The organism is Marinitenerispora sediminis, from assembly GCF_003336425.1.
In the GTDB taxonomy this organism is placed as follows: domain Bacteria; phylum Actinomycetota; class Actinomycetes; order Streptosporangiales; family Streptosporangiaceae; genus Marinitenerispora; species Marinitenerispora sediminis.
The window spans coordinates 1-15,808 of sequence record NZ_QEIO01000127.1 but is presented as its reverse complement, the minus strand read 5'-3'; the positions used below and the strand labels follow the sequence as shown (position 1 = coordinate 15,808).

Annotated in this window: 13 protein-coding genes and 3 tRNA genes; 8 read left to right on the top strand and 8 right to left on the bottom strand. The window is 75.1% G+C overall.

Annotation, left to right across the window (positions count from 1 at the left end):
• From DEF28_RS20715 to DEF28_RS20705, 3 genes are all read right to left on the bottom strand, one after another.
• The coding region (locus DEF28_RS20715; RefSeq protein ID WP_147280202.1) for a GntR family transcriptional regulator at positions 1 to 256 on the bottom strand (256 nt) is incomplete at its 3' end.
• A 197-nt stretch (positions 257 to 453) separates the two neighbouring features.
• Positions 454 to 912 (bottom strand): MarR family winged helix-turn-helix transcriptional regulator, encoded by a 459-nt coding sequence (locus DEF28_RS20710; RefSeq protein WP_114399471.1) that lies wholly within the window; start codon positions 910 to 912, stop codon positions 454 to 456.
• A gap of 63 nt (positions 913 to 975) precedes the next feature.
• The gene (locus DEF28_RS20705; RefSeq protein ID WP_181874385.1) at positions 976 to 2,235 is read right to left on the bottom strand and encodes a molybdopterin molybdotransferase MoeA; all 1,260 of its coding nucleotides are present in this window, start codon (positions 2,233 to 2,235) and stop codon (positions 976 to 978) included.
• Between the two features lie 151 nt (positions 2,236 to 2,386).
• Between DEF28_RS20705 and DEF28_RS20700 the strand changes: the two genes are divergently transcribed.
• The 4 genes from DEF28_RS20700 (at position 2,387) to rox (ending at position 4,788) form a co-directional block, all read left to right on the top strand.
• A tRNA-Gly gene (locus DEF28_RS20700) sits at positions 2,387 to 2,459 on the top strand.
• A 41-nt stretch (positions 2,460 to 2,500) separates the two neighbouring features.
• Positions 2,501 to 2,571 (top strand) — tRNA-Cys (locus DEF28_RS20695).
• 14 nt (positions 2,572 to 2,585) lie between these two features.
• A tRNA-Val gene (locus tag DEF28_RS20690) sits at positions 2,586 to 2,660 on the top strand.
• 700 nt (positions 2,661 to 3,360) lie between these two features.
• Positions 3,361 to 4,788: a rifampin monooxygenase gene (rox, locus tag DEF28_RS20685; RefSeq protein ID WP_114399473.1), complete on the top strand. Its 1,428-nt coding sequence runs from the start codon at positions 3,361 to 3,363 to the stop codon at positions 4,786 to 4,788.
• Positions 4,789 to 4,902: 114 nt separating this feature from the next.
• On the opposite strand, the gene DEF28_RS20680 is transcribed toward rox, so the two are convergent.
• Positions 4,903 to 6,462, bottom strand: a complete 1,560-nt coding sequence (locus tag DEF28_RS20680) for an MFS transporter (RefSeq protein WP_114399474.1) — start codon at positions 6,460 to 6,462, stop codon at positions 4,903 to 4,905.
• Positions 6,459 to 7,031 (bottom strand): TetR/AcrR family transcriptional regulator, encoded by a 573-nt coding sequence (locus DEF28_RS20675; RefSeq protein ID WP_233515440.1) that lies wholly within the window; start codon positions 7,029 to 7,031, stop codon positions 6,459 to 6,461. The genes DEF28_RS20680 and DEF28_RS20675 overlap by 4 nt, the downstream gene beginning before the upstream one ends.
• A gap of 1,139 nt (positions 7,032 to 8,170) precedes the next feature.
• Here DEF28_RS20675 and DEF28_RS27660 point away from each other — a divergent pair.
• Positions 8,171 to 8,347, top strand: coding sequence for a hypothetical protein (locus tag DEF28_RS27660; RefSeq protein WP_158562888.1), 177 nt, complete (start codon positions 8,171 to 8,173; stop codon positions 8,345 to 8,347).
• A gap of 271 nt (positions 8,348 to 8,618) precedes the next feature.
• Here the strand turns inward: DEF28_RS27660 and DEF28_RS20665 are convergent, their stop codons facing one another.
• The 3 genes from DEF28_RS20665 to DEF28_RS20655 all read right to left on the bottom strand — a co-directional run bounded on the left by DEF28_RS20665 (position 8,619) and on the right by DEF28_RS20655 (position 11,411).
• Positions 8,619 to 9,785, bottom strand: a complete 1,167-nt coding sequence (locus DEF28_RS20665; RefSeq protein ID WP_114399476.1) for an XdhC family protein — start codon at positions 9,783 to 9,785, stop codon at positions 8,619 to 8,621.
• An 84-nt stretch (positions 9,786 to 9,869) separates the two neighbouring features.
• Positions 9,870 to 10,532, bottom strand: a complete 663-nt coding sequence (locus DEF28_RS20660; RefSeq protein ID WP_233515439.1) for a DsbA family oxidoreductase — start codon at positions 10,530 to 10,532, stop codon at positions 9,870 to 9,872.
• A 231-nt stretch (positions 10,533 to 10,763) separates the two neighbouring features.
• A complete protein-coding gene (locus DEF28_RS20655) occupies positions 10,764 to 11,411 on the bottom strand; it encodes a TetR/AcrR family transcriptional regulator (RefSeq protein WP_114399477.1) in 648 nt (215 codons plus the stop codon).
• A gap of 103 nt (positions 11,412 to 11,514) precedes the next feature.
• On the opposite strand from DEF28_RS20655, the gene DEF28_RS20650 reads away from it, so the two are divergent.
• The 3 genes from DEF28_RS20650 to DEF28_RS20640 are packed head-to-tail and all read left to right on the top strand — an operon-like array spanning position 11,515 to position 15,220.
• Positions 11,515 to 12,006 (top strand): 2Fe-2S iron-sulfur cluster-binding protein, encoded by a 492-nt coding sequence (locus DEF28_RS20650; RefSeq protein WP_114399478.1) that lies wholly within the window; start codon positions 11,515 to 11,517, stop codon positions 12,004 to 12,006.
• Complete coding sequence (locus tag DEF28_RS20645; protein ID WP_114399479.1) at positions 12,003 to 13,001, top strand: FAD binding domain-containing protein; 999 nt, start codon at positions 12,003 to 12,005, stop codon at positions 12,999 to 13,001. Before DEF28_RS20650 ends, DEF28_RS20645 begins: the two co-directional genes overlap by 4 nt.
• Positions 12,998 to 15,220, top strand: coding sequence for a xanthine dehydrogenase family protein molybdopterin-binding subunit (locus DEF28_RS20640; RefSeq protein ID WP_114399480.1), 2,223 nt, complete (start codon positions 12,998 to 13,000; stop codon positions 15,218 to 15,220). Before DEF28_RS20645 ends, DEF28_RS20640 begins: the two co-directional genes overlap by 4 nt.
• Positions 15,221 to 15,808 lie beyond the last annotated feature (588 nt).

The following is a 15,808-nucleotide window of genomic DNA, read 5'->3' as shown; positions in this document are numbered from 1 at the left end:
GCTGGTGCACGAACGCGCCGTACCCCGGCCGCAGGTCCACCCACCCCTCGTTGCTCAGCCGCTGCAGCGCCTCCCGCACCGGTTGGCGCGACACCCCCAACTGGTCGGCGAGGTCGTTCTCCACCAGGTGCTGTCCCGGGGGGAGCTGGCGGCGGGTGATGAGTTCGAGCAGCGCCTCGTACACCCCTTCACGCAGGGGCACGGGGCGTTGCACCCGGTTGGTCAGCAGCCCCTTGGAGAGCCGGGATGAGGCCATGGTTGCAAGACTTCCGTTCTCGTCGCCGCGGAGAGCAGGTGGCTGTGGGGATCGTCCCGCAGTTTACTCAGTGTGGCGGCCCGGAGCCCGCTGCCGTTTCCGCCGGGTCGCCGCGGAAGCGGCACCGATACGGCCCTCCGGCGCGCCGGAGGGCCGCGGGATGCGGAGCCCGGTGCCCCCGGTGGGCGGACGGGCGGTCAGCGGCCGATGCCCTGGTGGGCGGCGACGCGCTCCAGCAGCCCCGTCAGCGCCGTGCGCTCGGCCGGCGTCAGCGCGGCGAGGAACTCGTCCTCGTGCCGCCGCAGCGCCGTGCCGACGGAGCGCAGCGTCCGGCGTCCGTGCTCGGTCAGTTCGAGGAGCCGGGTGCGCCGGTCGCCGGGGCGCGGCGCCCGGCGGATCAGCCCCTGCCGTTCGAGCTCGTCCACCAGGACCACGACCCGGCTGGGGCGCACCCCGAACTGCTCGGCGAGCTCCCGCTGGCTGCGTCCCGGGTTGCGGCCGATCCACCGCAGCAGTCCGGCCTGGCGCAGGCTGACGCCGATCTCGGCCACGCGTTCGGCGAACCGCGCCGCGGCGTGCGAACCGAGCTGGGTGAGCAGGAAGGCCGCCCCCTCGGTGCCGGGGTCCGCGGGTTCCGGATCCGCGCTGGTCGCCATGGCGCGATCGTAACACTCGGTGAACGGTTCATCCCGGTGACTGGTCCACGCCGGTGAACGAGGTCAGCGCGGGAGCCAGAGGAGCTCCGCGTCGGGGCCGCTCCAGCCGGGCGGCAGCACGGCGAGGGCGTCGGCGCCGGCGGCACCGCGCAGCGTGCCTGGGCGGTCGTGCCCGACCGGCCGGGCGCAGGCGGCCTCCCCGTCCGCGTCGATCCGGACGGGGACCAGGCGGGTGTCGGCGCCGTGCGGCCGGACGTCGCCGCGCACCGGCAGCCGCGGCGGCGCTCCGGCACCCCCCGAGGCCGGGTCGGGTCGGCCCCCGAGCGCTGCCAGCAGCGGCACCAGCAGGGTGAGTCCGGCGGCGAGCGCGGCATGGGGGTTTCCCGGGAGCCCCACGACCAGGGTCTCGGGCCGGTCGGGCGGACCGGTGTGGGCGAGCAGCTGCGGATGTCCCGGGCGGCAGGCGACGCCGTCCACGAGCACGGTGGCGGCCGCCTCGTCGAGGACCGCCCGGAGGTGGTCCGCCGGTCCCCGCGAGGAGGCCCCGCAGACCACCAGCACGCTGCCCGCCGGCCGGCGGGCAGCGTCGTGGAGGGCCGAAGCCAGGTCGGCGGCGCCGTCAGCGAGCCGGTCCACCCGGTCCAGGCGGGCGCCGGCCCAGGCGGCCAGTCCGGGCAGCATCGGGCCGATGGCGTCGCGCACGGCTCCGGGCGCGGGAACGCCGGCGAGGGCGATCTCGTCGCCGGTCACGAGCGCCGCGATCCGCGGCCGGCGCACGGTCAGCGTGTCGTAGCCGAGGCTCGCGGCCAGCCCCAGGACGGTCGGCGTGACGACCGTCCCGGACGGCAGCACCGCCGTGCCCGCCGCGGTGTCCTCCCCCCGGCGGCGGACGTGCCGCTCGGGCTGCACCTCCCCCGCCACGGTGCGGCCGCTGCGGCGGGCCGATTCGTAGGGCAGGACGGCGAGCGCCCCCTCGGGCACCACGGCACCGGTGGCGATCTCCACCGCCTGCCCGGGGCGCAGTCCGACGCTCGGCCCGCCGCCCGCGAGCGCCCGCCCCACGACGGTCCACGGCCCGGCCCCGGCCACGGCATAGCCGTCCATGGCCGCGGCGTCGTAGGAGGGGATGCCGACCAGCGCGACCAGGTCCTCCGCGAGCGTCGCGCCCAGCGCCCCGGCCAGCGGCTCGCGGGCCGCGGCGCCCGGTCGGCTCCGCTCCCCCAGCCGGCGGGCCGCGGCCCGCGCCCGCTCCCACGGCACCGGCGCGCCGCACGGGTCCCCGCTGCCACCATGTCCCCGGCCGACCGGCTCTTGACGTCCCACGTCTCCTTGTATATCTCCGCCCGCACGCGTCCCCGCCACCACCCCGGACGGCCCTGAGCGCGGCGCTTTCGATTTGCCGTCTGCGGAGATTCCGCTAAAGTTCTTACTGCACGACGGCGCGGAGCCCAGCGGGAACCGGGCCGGAGAGCACGCGGACGTGGCTCAGCTGGTAGAGCATCACCTTGCCAAGGTGAGGGTCGCGGGTTCGAATCCCGTCGTCCGCTCGGAGATTCGGAGGAGTCTGGCACTCCTCCGGCCTGGATCCGGTGGAGTGGCCGAGAGGCGAGGCAGCGGCCTGCAAAGCCGTCAACACGGGTTCAAATCCCGTCTCCACCTCCGAGTAACGACTCGGGCGATTAGCTCAGTGGGAGAGCGCTACCTTGACACGGTAGAGGTCACTGGTTCAATCCCAGTATCGCCCACCACAACACAGCGGGTCAGAAGGATCTTCTGGCTTGGCGGTCGAGACGATCGGTCCCGGATGGGAGACATCCGGGAGATCCTCTTCTCAGCGGGCTCCTCCGGGAGCCCGTTTTTCGTGTCCGCACGGTCGCGCTCGGGCCGGTGCGCCGCCAGGAGCGGAATGCGGCGGCGACTGACACGCTGAGCGCGGTGAGCCGATGGGGCCACCGCGTTTCGCCATCCCAGAAGGTCGCGCAGCGACACGGGAGAGCGGGCACGCCGTCCTGACTGCGCGTTACGGGCCGCGGGCACGTGTTCGAGGTCGTGGCGGCGCGGGTCGCGGTCAGGGAGTCGAGCCCGCCAGGCCGTGCTCGGCTGGTCGGGCGCGTGCGGCGCCGCTCCGTGAAGAGGGGCGCATACCCCAGCGGAGGGTCAAGGGAGCGGAAAAATACTCCTCTCCACTCTCAACGTATAGCGCACCGGGGGGCTTGCGGCAAGACCCCGGTCATGCCGCAGAATCTCCAGCCGAAGCCAGAACCTGCGCAGACCAGGGGGCCGCGACATACGTGGCGCCCTGCCGACGCGCGGGTCGCGCGGGATGTCCGACCGCCGGAGCGGGAATCGCGGTGCGGTCGCGGGCGCCCAGGTGCGGAGGTGCGGGTATGCGCGCCGCCGGGCCAACGCGGAGCGGCTGGCCGAAGTGCAACATCCAATGGGGGGTTCATGATTGACGTTGTCGTGGTCGGCGGCGGGCCGACCGGCCTCATGCTGGCTGCCGAGCTGCGGCTGGCCGGAGTGCACGTGGTCGTGCTGGAGAAGCTGACCGAGCCCACCGGGCAGTCCCGCGGACAGGGCCTGCACGCGCGCAGCGTCGAGATAATGGACCAGCGCGGCCTGCTGGACCGATTCCTCGCCGTCAGTGCGAAGTTCCAGGTCGGCGGCCTCTTCGGCGGCATCACCCGGCCGTGGCCGGACCAGTTGGACACGGCTCACCCCTACGGCCTCGCCACCCCGCAGCCGGTCACCGAGCGGCTGCTCAACGAGCGCGCCCTCGAACTCGGCGCCGAGATCCGGCGCGGCTGCGAGGTGGTCGGGGTGCGGCAGGACGCGGACGGGGTGACCGTCGAGCTGGCGGAGGGCACGCACCTGCGCTCGCGCTACCTCGTCGGCTGCGACGGCGGCCGAAGCACGGTGCGCAGGCAGCTCGGCGTCGGTTTCCCCGGTGAACCCGCGAAGGTCGAGACGCTGCTCGGTGAGATGGAGCTGGCCGAGGACCCGGCGAAGATCGCCGCCGTCGTCGCGGAGGTCCACAAGACCCAGCTGCGGTTCGGCGCCGCGCCCCTCAAGGACGGGGGGTACCGCGTCATCGTGCCCGCCGACAAGGTAGCCGAGGACCGTACGACCGCGCCGACCCTGGAGGAGTTCAGGGAGCGGCTGCGGGCCTTCGCGGGCACCGACTTCGGCGCGCACTCGCCGCGCTGGCTGTCCCGCTTCGGCGACGCTACCCGGCAGGCCGAGCGCTACCGGGTCGGCCGGGTGCTGCTGGCCGGCGACGCGGCGCACATCCACCCGCCGACCGGCGGGCAGGGGCTCAACCTGGGCGTGCAGGACGCGTTCAACCTCGGCTGGAAGCTCGCGGCCGCGGTCAGCGGCTGGGCCCCGGAGGGGCTGCTGGACAGCTACCACGCCGAGCGTCATCCGGTGGGGGCCCGCGTACTGGAGAACACCCGGGCGCAGATCACGCTGATGGGGACCGATCCGGGGGCGGTCGCGCTGCGGGAGCTGTTCGCGACGCTGATGGAGTTCGAAGAGGTGAACCGGTACGTCACCGGCATGATCACCGCGGTCGAGGTCCGCTACGACTTCGGCGAGGGGCACGAGCTGCTCGGCAGGCGGATGCGCGACATCGGCCTGAAGCGGGGCCGCCTCTACGAGCTGCTGCACGGTGGCCGCGGACTGCTCCTCGACCAGACCGGCCGGCTCTCGGCCGCGGGCTGGGCGGACCGGGTCGACCACGTCGTCGACAGCAGCGAGGAACTGGACGCCCCCGCCGTGCTGCTGCGGCCCGACGGCCATGTGGCGTGGGTCGGTGACGACCAGCAGGACCTCCTCAGCCAGCTGCCGAGGTGGTTCGGCGCGGCCACCGGCTGAGCGCGGGCGCCAGCTGGGCGCGGCCTCGGCCGCGGCGGGTGGCGCCCCACCCGCCGCGGGCTCCCGCGCCGCCGGGCGGTCTCGGCCCGGCGGCGGGGTCCCGCGGCCCCGGCCTCAGTGGCCCCGGGCCAGGTCCAGGGTCCGGGGCACGAGCGCGAAGACGACTGCGGCGGTCGCCAGCACCAGCAGGCCGGCGATGAGCCCGGTCTGGGTCAGGGAGTCGGTGAAGGCCGTGCGCGCCCACTCGGCGAGCTCGGGCGTGCGCGTCTCGGCCGCGATCCGCACCGCGCCTCCCAGCGACTCGCGCGCGTCCGCCGCTGCCTGCGGGCTCAGGCCCGCAGCCACGAGCCCGTCGGCGGCCAGCCCCGCGCGGTAGATGGCCGCGGCGACGCTGCCCAGGACGGCCACCCCGAGCACGTTGCCCAGGTCGTAGGCGGTCTCCTCGATGGCGGCGGCGTTTCCGGCCTTCTCCTGCGGGCTGCCCGACATGATGATCGCGGATCCGATGGCGAGTGACCCCGAGCCCAGGCCGAGCAGGAGGAGCGCGGCCAGGAGCACCGGGTAGGAGAACGGCCCGGGGACGGCGTAGAGGAGCACGAAGCCGACCCCGGCCGCGGCCAGCCCGCCGGCGAGCACCGCGCGGGCGCCCACCCGGGCGGCGAGAGCGGGCGCCAGAGGGGAGGCGACGGCCGCCGCCACGCCCATGGGCAGCAGCCGGACCCCGGCCTGCAGCGGTGAGTGCCCCTCCACGAGCTGCAGCCACTGGGCCGCCAGGAGCAGCAGGGCGGCCGCGGCCACGGTCGACACGAGCGCGGTCACGGTGCCGGCGGTGAACGCGCGGTTGTTGAACAGCCGCACGTCCAGCAGCGGGTCGGGGCGCCTGTAACACCGCACGACGAACCAGGTGAGCACCACGAGGGCGCCGGCCAGCACCACCAGCCCGACGGGGTCGAGCAGCCCGCCCTTGGCGAGCTCCTTGACGCTCCACACGAAGGCGGTCATCCCGGCCATCGACAGCACCGCGCCCACCGCGTCCCAGCGTCCCGGGTCCGGATCGCGCGCCTCCGGCAGCAGGAACCGGCCGGCGACGAGGCCCGCGGCCATGAAGGGCACGTTGACCAGGAAGGCCGCGTGCCAGGAGAAGTGCTCCAGCAGCAGCCCGCCGAAGATCGGGCCCACGGCACCGCCCAGTGAGGCCACGGCCGCCCAGACACCCAGGGCGGTGGCCCGCTCGACCGGGTCGGCGAAGAGGGTGCGGATCATCGAGAGGGTGGCCGGCATGATCATCGCACCGCCCGCGCCCAGCAGGGCGCGCACCGCGATGACCTCCGCCGGGCTGTCGACCACGAGCGCGGCGGACGAGGCGGCGCCGAACACCGCGAACCCGGTCAGCAGCAGCCTCCTGCGGCCCCACCGGTCGCCCAGGGCGCTCATCGTGACGAGCAACCCGGCGAGCACGAGCGAGTACGCGTCCACGATCCACAGCTGCTGGCCGGCGCTGGGCCGCAGCTCCGACGCGAGTTCGGGCAGCGCGACGTTGAGGATGGTCATGTCCATGACCACCACCAGCAGGCTGACCGAGAGCACCGCGAGCGCCGCCCAGCGCCGCGGGGCGGAGAGTCCGCCGGCCGGACCGGCGGTGGCGGGGGGCCGCGGGGTGAGGTCGGCGCTCATCTGCTCTCCGGGGACCAGTCGGTGCGGTCGGTGGCCGTCATGAGTGCCGCCACCGCCCGCGTGAGGGAGTCGAGGTCGAGGGGTGCGTCGTGCAGCAGGGCGTACAGCGTGGCGCCGTCCACGAACACGGCCACCGAGCGTGCCGCCTCCGGTGCCGTGTAGGCGGACAGCACCTGGGTGAGGCCGTCCAGCCAGCGCCGGGCCAGCGGGCGCAGCGCCGGGCGGTGGATGCCCGCGAGGTACAGCGCGGCGTCGGTCCGGACCTGGACGCTGTCGTCCAGGTAGGCGGCGAAGATCGCGGCGACGGCCGCGGGATCGCCGCCTCCCGCCGCGATCTGGTCCGCCAACTCGTTCAGGCCGGCCTCGACCTGGTCGGCGAGGTACTCCAGGGCGCCGGTGGTCAGCTCGTCCAGAGAGGCGAAGTAGTAGGTGGTGGCGCCCAGCGGCACCTCGGCGCGGGCGGCCACCCGGCGGTGGGTGAGGTCGGCCGGGCCGGACTCCACGATGAGCTCCGCGGCCGCCTCGATGATGCGCTGGCGGCGCCCGTGCGGGTCGCGGCGGGCGGTCACCGCGCCCTCCGGCGGGTGCGGCCGACGCGGATCCCGCGTCGCGGGTGGGGATGCATCTGCTCCGCTCCTCGTTGATACAAATGTACATGTACAAACGTACCAATACTCGGCGTGCGGCTTTCCCCATGACCGGTGTGGCCCCGGTCGCACCTCCGGCCCCGGCTCCCCTGTCGCCCGGCCGGAATGAAGGACAGGTCGCGGTGCAGCGCCGCCGCTCATCCGCGACCGCGATGGCGGCGCCCTGTCCACCCGGAGGGTGCACGCGGTGCTGTGCGCGCTGGGTGCCGCTGCGGGCATTGGCCCGGTCGACGGCGGTGAGGCGTTCGGGCCGCACGTGCCGCACCACCACTTCGGCACCGATCTCGCGCGCGGCCGTGGGGAGGTGGCGGCCGAGCCGGTCGAGGATACGGCGTCCGGGATCACTGTCCGGGCCGGGGCGTCGGTCGTGGCCACCCTTGACCCTGCCGTAGCGTCCGGGTCTTTCCTGGTCGCATGCCCCTCAACCGCCACCTGGTCGTCGCCTCCTCTCTCGCGTCGCATCTGCTGAGCCTGCTCGGCAACGGCATCGCGGCGGTGACGCTGCCGCTGATCCGTGCTGCAGACGACCGGTAGCCCGTTGGCCACGCGACACTGGCGACCGCGACGGCGATCCCGGCCTCGGTCGCCGCGCTGCCGCTGGTCGACCTGTTGTGGGGCCTGGACCTGGTGTGGTTCGTGGCGCTGGGCATCCTGGGCTCGTTCGGGGACGTGCCCGGGATGACGGCCCGTGAGGTACTGGCCCCGATGGTGGACAGCCACCCCGTGTTCGGCCTGACGCGGATAGTCGGTCTGCGCCCGACCCTGACCTCTGCCGCGCTGGTGATCGGCCCGGCGGCGGCCGGTGCCCTGCTCAGCGTCTTCGACGCCACCTCCGTACGGTGGATCACCGCGGCGACCTCGGCGGCCGCGGCGCTACTGACGCGGACGCTGCCGCGCAGGCTCGGCGAGGTCGGGGCCGACGGCTCGCCTCGCCGGCCGCTCCTGCGCGACCTCGGAGAAGGCATGGCGGTGGTGGCGCGCAGCCGGTTCCTGCTCGGCACGTCGGGCCTGGTCATCGGCCTGGCCGTGGCGCTCGGGGGTTGGCAGGGCCTGGTGGCGCCTTGTACTTCGACCTCATCGCCCGTCCCGACCTGCTCGGCCTCGTCCTCACCGCGCTGGCCGTCGGGATGCTGGGCGGTGCGGCGCTCTACAGCGGCTTCGGCCCGGTGCAGCTTCTGGCCAACCGCGGCTACGCGGTGCTGCAGGTCGACTTCCGGGGAAGGTCGAGTACCTGCTGAACGAGGCCGAGGGCCACTGGTTCCGCAACGCGGACAGCAACATCGAGCCGTACCGCACGCTCGAACGCTTCCTGGCCCGGCGCCTGGGCGGCCGGTCGTCCACCGCGTCCTGATCCGCGGCGGGCGAGGCGACGGCCGCACGCCGCCTCGCCCAGGGCGGTCCGGAGCCCGGCGGGGCCGCGTCCCCAGGCCCGCCACCCGCCGTCGCGCCGGCCGGGGACCGGCGCGGGGGCGGTCCTTCCCGTGGGGCGGCTCCGCGCCGACCGCGCGGTCAGCGCGTGAGCACCCGGGGACGGCCCGCCGCGGGTTCCGGCCGGGCGTCCGGGGCGTCGTGGTGGATCGGCATGCCCGCGCCCGTCAGCGGGAGGCCGCTGCCGCCGCGGCGCAGCGCGACGATCTCGGCGGCGATCGACACCGCGGTCTCCTGCGGGGTACGCGCCCCCAGGTCAAGGCCGATCGGTGAGCGCAGGCGGGCCAGTTCCTGACCGGTCACCCCGGCCTCGCGCAGCCGCCGGCAGCGGTCCTCGTGGGTGCGGCGCGAGCCCAGGGCGCCGACGTAGCCGACCGGGAGCCGCAGCGCGACGCGCAGCAGCGGGACGTCGAACTTGGCGTCATGGGTGAGCACGCACAGCACCGTGCGCCGGTCGACGGGGGTCTGCTCCAGGTACCGGTGCGGCCAGTCCACGACGACCTCCTCGGCCTCCGGGAAGCGGGACCTGGTCGCGAACACCGGCCGGGCGTCGCACACGGTCACGCGGTAGCCGAGGAACGCGCCGATCCGCACGAGCTCCGAGGCGTGGTCCGTCGCGCCGAACACGATCATCCGCGGCGGCGGGACGCTGGACTCGACCAGCAGGGTCACCGGGCGCCCGCAGTGCGACCCGTCGGCGCCCACGGTGGCCGTCCCGGTCCGTCCGGCGTCGAGGAGCGCGCGGGCCGCGGCGGCCGCCGCGGCGTCCAGCCGCGGGTCGCCGCCTAGGGCGCCCTCGCGGCCGCCGTCCGGCCGCACGAGGAGCGCGCCGCCCAGCACGTCCACCGGGCCGTCGGTGACGCGGACCAGCGCCGCCGCACCACCCGCGTCCGCGGCGGCCAGCGCGGCGGCGAACACCTCCCGGGCGGGGGCGTCCGCCCGGACCGGGGTGACGAGGACGTCGATGACACCGCCGCAGGTGAGGCCCACGGCGAACGCGTCGGCGTCGCTGTAGCCGAAGCGCTCGACCACCGGCCGCCCGTCCGCCATGGCCGTGCGGCACAGCTCGTAGACGGCCCCCTCCACGCAGCCGCCGGAGACCGAGCCGATCACCGTGCCGTCGGTGTCGACGGCCATGGCGGCCCCCGGCGGCCGGGGTGCGCTGCCGGTCACGGCCAGCACCGTGGCGACGGCGAACTCGCGCCCCCGATCGATCCAGCGGCGCAGCTCCGGTGCGATGTCCAGCATGTCGATCCCGTCTTTCTCGGCGGTGCGGGGGGTGGGAGAGCTCGTGCGGGAATGGGGTGGACGGCCGGTGGCGGCCTGCCCGGGTCAGCGCCCGGCGGCACCGGCCGCGTCATGGGCGGTGCGCAGCGCGCGGAGGAAGGTGTCGGCCGACTGCGCCCCGGAGACGCCGTAGGCGTGGTCGAGCACGAAGAACGGCACGCCGCGCACGCCGAGGCGGCGCGCCTCGCGGATGTCCGCCGCCACCTCGGCCGCGTAGGCGTCGCCGGCCAGCATCCGCCGTGCCTCCTCCTCGGGGACTCCGACCTCCGCACCGAGGCGCACCAGGGTGTCCGGGTCGTCGAGCACCTCGCCCTCCCCCAGGTGGGCGCCGAGCAGCCGTTCGTGCATCCGGCCGCCGAGCCCGTGCTCCGCCGCGAGGTGCGCGAGCCGGTGCGCGTCCAGGGTGTTGACCGACACGGCCCGGTCCAGGGCGTAGGCCAGGCCCTCCGCGGCGGCGAGTTCGGTGACCTGCCGGGTCATCGCCCGCACCTGGTCCGGCGGGGACCCGGTCTTCCTGGCCAGGGTGTCGAGGACGGGTTCGCGCCGGTCCCGGGGGTGGTCCGGGTCGAGCTGGAAGCTGTGCCAGTGCACCTCCACGTCCGCGGCGTGCTCGAACCGGCCGATCGCGGCCTCCAGGCGCCGTTTGCCGATGTAGCACCAGGGGCAGACGATGTCGGACCACACGTCGACGCGCAGCCGTGTGCTCACAGGAGGCACACTCCGTCCGCGCACACCGGAGCCGTGTCGATACCCAGCGGGGTCAGCACCGGGGTGGCGGGGTCGGGGTCAGCACCCACGCGGGCCTGCGCTCCCGCGGGATCGGGGTTCGGGCGCGCGGCGGAGTCCGGCGCGGCAGGACGGTTCGGGGACAAGGCTCCTCCAGGAGGGGGTTCGCGGATGCGGCCGGGCGGCTCGGGGCGGCACGGCCGCCCCGGCGGGTCAGGGGCGGAGGGTGGGCAGTCCGGCGGCGAGGGCCGCCAGGGTGCGCCGCAGCGTGGGCAGGAAGGCCGGGAACATTCCGGCGAGTTCCGGGTGGTGCCGGTACACCTGGACCATGGTGGGCGCCGGGTTGGCCAGGGGGTGCAGCGTCCCCGCCAGGACGTGGGCGGCCGAGACCAGCTCGTCGGCCTCGCTGTCGGTCAGGTCCGGCCGGGCCGCGGCCACCTCCGCGCCGACCTCCCTGGTGATGTCCCGGCACATGCGCTTGAAGTCGCGGGCGACCGGGACCGAGATGTTGTGCTCCAGGGTGGCGGGGATCTGCCCGATGAGGTCGCAGAACAGCGGGCGCTCGGCGTGCGTCTCGGCCAGGGCGTCGATGGCGTCGTCGCCGCGCCGGAGCCGGCCGACGACGTCGTCCGCCCACTCGCGCCAGCCCTCGGCTGCGAGTTCGAGGAAGATCTCCTCGCGGCTGCCGAAGTAGCGCACCACGTTGGACTTGGCCAGCCCGACGGCCGCCGCGACGTCGCCCAGGCTGACGCCACGCACGCCGGACTCGGCGGCGAGCCCCCGGGCCGCCGCGAGGATGGCCTCGCGCCGCTGCCGCTTGTGCTCCGGCCGCCTGGCCCGTAGGAACGCCGACTCCGACATGACTGGGTCATCATACGAGCTACCTTAACGGAACGGCGTTCTCTTGTTAAGAGAGCACCGTTCTGTTAGCGTGGCGCCGCTCGCACGAACGAAGGGGAGCGACGTGGTCGAGGTACGGATACGGGTCAACGGCGTTGAGGAGGTGCTCGACGTGGAACCGCGGGTCAGCCTGCTCGACACGCTGCGGGAGCACCTGGGCATGACCGGGACGAAGAAGGGCTGCGACCAGGGCGCGTGCGGCGCCTGCACCGTGCTGGCCGACGGCGAGCGGATCAACTCCTGCCTGGCGCTGGCCGTGCAGTACGACGGACGTTCGATCACCACGATCGAGGGGATCGACCACCCGCTGCAGGAGGCGTTCGTACGCCATGACGGGCTCCAGTGCGGCTACTGCACGCCCGGGCAGATCTGCTCGGCGATCGCCATGCTCGACGAGCACGCGCGCGGGGCGCCCAGCGCGGTCACCGAACCCGCGGCCACCGCGGCCCCCGAGTTGACGGGCGAGGAGATCCGGGAGCGGATGAGCGGGAACCTGTGCCGGTGCGGCGCCTACAACGGCATCGCCGAGGCCATCGCGGAGGTGGCGGCCCGATGAGGTCCTTCGCCTACCTGTCCGCCCCCGACATCGACACCGCGCTGCACGCCGTCTCCGCGGAGCCGAACGCCAAGTTCCTGGGCGGCGGGACCAACCTCGTCGACCTGATGCGCGAGGAGATCGAGCAACCCGACACCGTCATCGACATCACCCGGCTCCCGCTGGCCGAGGTGGCGGAGCTGCCCGGCGGCGGCGTCCGCGTCGGGGCACTGGTGCGCAACAGCCACCTGGCCGCGCACCCGCTGATCCGCGAGCGCTACCCGGTGCTGTCCCAGGCGATCCTGCACGGCGCCTCGGGCCAGCTGCGCAACATGGCGACCGTCGGCGGGAACCTGCTGCAGCGCACCCGCTGCGTCTACTTCTACGACACCGCCTCGCCCTGCAACAAGCGGGAGCCGGGCGCGGGCTGCGCGGCCGCGGAGGGGTTCCACCGCAACACCGCGGTGCTGGGCACGAGCGAGCACTGCCTCGCGGCGCACCCGTCCGACATGTGCGTGGCGCTGGCCGCCCTCGACGCCGCCGTGGAGGTGCGCAGCGTCCGCGGAGTGCGGCGGATCCCGGTGACCGACTTCCACCGGCTCCCCGGCGCGACCCCGCACGTGGAGAGCGACCTCGCCCCCGACGAACTGGTCACGGCGGTCGAGATCCCCCCGCTGCGGGCGGCCGCGAACTCCCGGTACCGCAAGGTGCGGGACCGGGCGTCCTACGCGTTCGCCCTCGTCTCGGTGGCGGCGGCGCTGGAGGTCGAGGACGGCCGGGTCCGCACGGCGCGCCTGGCGCTCGGCGGGGTGGGGACCAGGCCGTGGCGGGCGCGGGAGGCCGAGCGGGTGCTGGCGGACGCGCCCGCGACCGAGGAGGCGTTCGACCGCGCCGCGGAGGCCGAGCTCGCGGCCGCGGTCGGCCGGCCGGACAACGCGTTCAAGATCGACCTGGCGCGGCGCACGGTCACCGCCGTCCTGCGCCGGCTGCTCACCACCGACGGGAGCACCCCATGACCCACACCACCCTGCCGAGGACCACCGTCCCCGACCGCGCCGTGGGCAGACCCCTCGACCGGGTCGACGGCGCGGCGAAGGCCACGGGCACTGCCCGCTACTCGGCCGAGTACCCGCTGCCGGACCTCGCGCACGCGGCCCTCGTGCACGCCGCGGTCAGCCGGGGCCGGATCACCGGGATCGACACCTCGGCCGCGGCCGCCGTCCCGGGCGTGATCACCGTGCTCACGCACGAGAACGCCCCCAGGATGAAGCCGCCGCCGCCGACCAACCTGCTCCGGCCGAGCGCCGCCGTCAGCAGCAGCACGGTGAACCTCCTCAACACCGACGAGGTCTTCTGGGACGGCCAGCCCGTGGCGGTGGTCGTGGCCGAGACGACGGCGGCCGCGCGCGAGGCCGCGGGGCTGGTCCGGGTCGACTACCAGCGGCTGCCCGCCACCGTGGACTTCGCCGCCGCCCAGTCCGACGCGGTACCGCAGAAGGGCAACGCGATCATGCCCGCCGGTGTCCGCAAGGGCGACGCCGAGGCCGCCCTCGCCAGTGCCGCCGTGTCGGTCGACCTCCGGTTCACCACCCCGCCCCAGCAGCACAACGCCCTGGAGCCGCACGCGACCACCGCCCACTGGGACGGCGACCGGCTCACCGTGCACGACGCCACGCAGAGCCTCGACTGGCTGCGCCACCACCTCGCGCTGCGGTTCGCGGTCCCCGTCGAGAACGTGCGGGTGATCGCGCCCTACGTCGGCGGTGGCTTCGGAGGCAAGGGCTCGGTGTGGGCCGGCACGGTCCTCACCGTGCTGGCCGCGCGGGCGATCGGACGCCCGGTGCGGATGGCACTCACCCGCCACGGGGTGAACCGCACCGTCGGCGGGCGCACGCCCACGAGCCAGCGGGTCGCACTCGGCGCCGGCACCGACGGCAGGATCACGGCGCTCGTGCACACCAGCGTCGCCCGCACCGGGCGGACCGGCGGCAGCCCGGAGCCGGTGACCTCGATGTCCCGCCACCTCTACGACGCCGAGAACATCCTCCTCCAGCAGAGCACGGTCGAGCTGGACCTCCTCCCCAACACCTACATGCGCGCGCCGGGCGAGGCGGTCGGGTCCTTCGCGCTGGAGTCGGCGGTCGACGAGCTGGCGCACCGGCTGGCGATCGATCCGGTCGAGCTGCGCATGCGCAACGAGCCGGCGGCCGACCCCGTCAGCGGCAAGCGGTTCTCGCAGCGCCTGCTGCGGGAGGCCTACGCGCTGGGCGCGGAGCGGTTCGGCTGGTCGCACCGGTCCGCGCGGCCGGGCTCGATGCGCGACGGGCGCTGGCTGGTCGGCATGGGGGTGGCGAGCGCCTACTTCCAGGCGATGCGGATGACCTCCGACGTCGCCGTGCGGTTCTCCGTCGACGGCGGGGTGCTGGTCAGGTGCGGGTTGCAGGACATGGGCATGGGGTCGGCGACGGCGCAGGCCCAGATCGCCGCCGACGCGCTCGGCGTCCCGTTCGAGGCCGTGCGCGTCGAGTACGGTGACTCCGCCCTGCCGACCGCGCCGGGCGCCGGGGGGTCGGCCCAGACGGCGAGCGTCGCCAGCGGCCTGCTGCGGGCGTGCGAGAAGCTGAACCGCCGGCTCGACGCCCTCGCCCGGCGGACGGGCACGGTCGGCGAGAGCCGCGCGACGACGCTGGCCCATGCCGGCCTGCCGTCCGTGGAGGCCGCCGTGGGGTCGGACACCCGCCTGGGCCGGCTGGCCGGGCAGGCCAGGCTCGTGTCGACGGTCGTGCGCGACCAGCAGCGCTGGGTCAGGGCCGCCTCCGGAGCGCACTTCTGCGAGGTGCGCGTGGACCCCGACACCGGGGAGGTGCGGATCGCGCGCTGGCTGGGCGTGTTCGACGTGGGAACGGTCATCAACGCCAAGACCGCCGCCAGCCAGCTGCGCGGCGGCATCATCATGGGCATCGGTATGGCCCTGACCGAGCAGACACTGGTCGACCCGCGTACCGGGCGCAACATGAACCCGGGGCTGGACACCTACCACGTCCCGGTGCACGCCGACATCCCGCCGATCGACGTCACCTGGCTCGGCGAACCGGATCCGACCATGCCGCTGGGGCTGCTCGGTGTGGGCGAGGTGGGCACGACCGGAGTCGCCGCGGCGGTCGCGAACGCGGTCCACCACGCCACCGGCCGGCGCGTCCGCGACCTGCCGATCACCCTGGACAAGGTGGTGTGACCCCCTCGCGGGGCAGCCGCCGAACCGGGCCGCCGGGCCGGTACCGTCGCGGCGGCCCCGCTGCCGGGAGACGGCCGCCCCCGCCGCAGGCGGGGGGGGCGTCCTCGGCGTATCCGCCGCCGGAGCGGCGGACCAGACGGTGAGAGCGCGGTGGGCGCCCGCGGAGTCCTGCCTGGTCCCGACGGTCCTCAGCCGGGACCAGGGGACGGGGAATTCGAGGTGTCCCGCGTGGCGTGCCGCGAGAGCACGGGGGTGCGCCCGCGCGCCCGGCGCGTGCCGTGGGTGCCGGTGCCGGAGGCCGGGCGGCGGACGCGGTGCCGTCGCCCCTCTGCCAGACCGCGCCGCCCACCGCGCCGCCCACCGCGCCGCGTGGCGGGCTGGAGCCCGGGGCGTGCGCCCGACACGCGTCCGCGCCCGGCACGGAGACGGCCGCCCGTACCGGTCCGCCTCCGGGTAGGCGGGCATTCGCCGTGCGGCGCGCGGCACGGCAGCGCGCCGCACGCCGCGTCGGCGCCGTCCGTTCCCGGACGGGCGCGGCCTCCCCGTCCGGACCGCTCGTCCCGCCCGTGACCCGGCCCCGGGTGGGAA